Source organism: Coxiella-like endosymbiont, assembly GCF_002871095.1.
GTDB lineage: Bacteria > Pseudomonadota > Gammaproteobacteria > Coxiellales > Coxiellaceae > Coxiella.
Genome location: NZ_NSHJ01000007.1, coordinates 1 through 3,070 on the forward strand (window position 1 = coordinate 1; position 3,070 = coordinate 3,070).

Sequence of the window (3,070 nt, forward strand, 5' to 3'; positions counted from 1 at the left end):
TTACTAGCCTCTTAAAACACTAGAGAACATTTTTTATTACAATAAAATTGTAATCTTATTTAACACAATTTTACATTTGACTTTACATTTTGAGGCTTGAGAGAAATTATCTTAATTAAAAGAATCAACAAAAAATAAAAATTCAAATTAGCCATTTTTCTAAGAAAATATTAGAAGGAAATCGTGAAAAGTACAATAAATAATAATAGATATCACTGTATCCTTGAAGGATTATAAAAGCATCAAAAAAATAAATTATTAGAATAAATAAAAATTAGATTTTTATTTATTAAGAATTGGCATAATCGTCATCACACTGCATGCGTATTTTTTTATTTATAGTAACAAATGCATTAGATATCAAAGTAAAGATCAAATAAAACTTTAATAAAAATTATTGGAAATAAAAACTTACTATAACTTAATACTATCTAAGTAAACTTTAAAATGCTAAACCATTAATTTTTTTTTACATTATAGTTAATCAATAAATGTTACTTTTTAGATAGGCATTAAGCAACTTTCTATTGGAATTGTATTGAAAGTATTAAAACTAGATTCTGCACTTAGACAGCCCATCCAGATATTAGTAGCACTAGAGTCTCAGGATAGAAAATTTGTTGGAGTTATCTAGAAATTTTGATCTTTTAACTGAAAGTAAATATGAATTTCTATTAAATTAGTTTAATTTTAGTTTAATTAGAAAGGATCTTTTATCAAAAAGAACCTAAAAATTATGTCGGCCCCCTAGTAAGTAAAGAGTTCTTTAATAACTTCCTCTAAAAGATTAGTTGCATAAACTTTTTCAAAAGGATTAGACTCCAAGTTGAGTGATAACTCTCTCGCACATTGTCGTTAAAGCAGTAAGTTGTAATATCCAGAAATAAAGGAGAGTTGCCATAAGATAAGTAATTAGGAAAACTAGGACTATTAAATGCTACTCTCCCTATAATTTTCCTATTCGCACAACGACTGACAAAGATGTTAGTTGATGTTAGTTATAGATAAGCTAAATTGATGCATGACAGTTTAGTTGAATTGAACTACAATGACAAAATCTGCAAACTTAAAAAAATTATCTCAATGAAAAATAATAAAAGTCATTCCTAATTCGATGGTTCACTTTACAGCTACCTATACAGACTTATACCAACTTACTATGGGAGAGGTTTATTTCCTAGAAGGAAAAAAAAATCAGGTAGCTGTTTTTGATTATTTTTTCCGAAAATTACCGTTTAAAGGGGGATACGCTATCTTTTCAGGATTGGAAGATCTGCTTACGATCCTGCAGCAGTTTAAATTTAGCCAAAAAGATATTGATTTTTTATTTCACCAAGGTTTTCATTCTGAATTTCTTAATTATTTAAAACACTTCCGATTTAATGGTACCGTTTACGCTTCACGGGAGGGAGATATTATATTTCCTACCAGCCCAGTATTAACGATTGAAGCTTCACTCATTGAAGCTCAGATTGTAGAAACATTGATCTTAAATATTCTAAATTTCCAAACCCTTATCGCTACAAAAGCTAGCCGAATGCGCTATGTAGCAAGAGACAAAAAGCTTATTGATTTTGGATTGCGCCGCACAGCTGGATTAGCAGGTTATTATGCTAGCCGGGCTGCGATGATAGGCGGTTTTGATGCTACCAGCAACGTAATCGCTGGACGCAACTACGGTATCCCAGTTTCAGGAACAATGGGTCACTCTTTCGTACAAAGTTATGACAATGAGTTATGGGCCTTTCGTGATTTTGCTAAAATCCGACCACAGGATTGTATTTTATTGGTTGATACCTATGATACACTCAAAAGCGGCGTACCAAATGCTATCCAAATAGGCAAAGAAATGGAATCACGCGGCCAGAAATTAAAAGGTGTACGGCTAGATAGCGGTTGCCTTAGTTATTTGGCAAAAAAAACACGTAAAATGCTAGATGACGCTGGCCTTTCTTATGTAAAAATTATAGCTTCTAATCAGATCGATGAGTACGTAATTAAAAGCTTATTAGAACAAAAATCACCTATTGATATTTTTGGTGTGGGAACCAAACTTGTTATTGGTGAACCAGATGGTGTTCTAGATGGAGTGTATAAATTGGTTTTTAGTCAAAACAAACCTCGTCTCAAACTTTCCGAAATACCTACTAAAATAACACTACCTTACAAAAAACAAGTGTATCGATTATTAGACGAAAAAGGTAATTTCCTAGGAGCCGACCTTATTACTTTAGTTGACGAAAAAGATACAAACATCATGTATCACCCTTTTGAATCACTAAAATCCTTTCAAATTAAAAATTATAAAAAAGAAGCACTTCTCCATAAGATAATGGAACATGGTAAACGATTATCTCCTACTAAAACAATCAATGAAATAGCAAAATACAGTCAACATCGCTTAAGTTTGTTACCAGAAAAATATAAACGTTTTAATAACCCTCATATTTATAAAGTAGGATTAAGTAGTGAGCTTAATGAAAGACGTAAAAATTTAATTAGAAGCTTATTAAAAAAATAAAAACTCTAATCATCGTCGACATTCAAAACGATTCTTATTGCTCAAAGTTCTTTTTTGAGGTTCTAATCCCACAGCCATTACCCTAAAATCAAATTATTAATATAATAACAGACTCAATTCATCTCTTGGTCTAATAGCAAAAAAATTTTTTGATTAGGATTTTAAAATTATAAAAGTTTTACTTCCAAGCATTCAAGAGAAAAGTCTCTTGATAAAATTGTATTGCATCACCTTAGAACAAACTCTCTTGTAATCTGAGCATGGTGTATAAATGAGTATAATATATACGATAATAATTATAATAACGCCAGTAATTATAATAATGATCATGAATTTATAGACAAAACACCTATCATCATATTAATAATAACAAAAAAATAAGTCTATCATCAGCTAAACATGTACCTCTATAATAGTATTATGATAATAATGATCAGGATAATAATAAGGTATTTATAAGACAAAGTTACAGAAACAACATTTATAATATTGAAAACCTCAGCTAATAATGAATGATTATTTTTTTAATTGTTATATTTATTATATTCC

At 29.7% G+C, this 3,070-nt stretch carries 1 protein-coding gene; it reads left to right on the plus strand.

The features are described 5' to 3' along the window. The first annotated feature begins 1,114 nt into the window (after positions 1-1,114). Positions 1,115-2,521, plus strand: a complete 1,407-nt coding sequence (locus tag CLERM_RS00050) for a nicotinate phosphoribosyltransferase (RefSeq protein WP_102156597.1) — start codon at positions 1,115-1,117, stop codon at positions 2,519-2,521. Positions 2,522-3,070 lie beyond the last annotated feature (549 nt).

Excerpts from the sequence above, each read along its gene's own strand:
- CLERM_RS00050 (WP_102156597.1), top strand. The coding sequence starts at position 1,115 with ATGGTTCACTTTACAGCTACCTATACAGACTTATACCAACTTACTATG.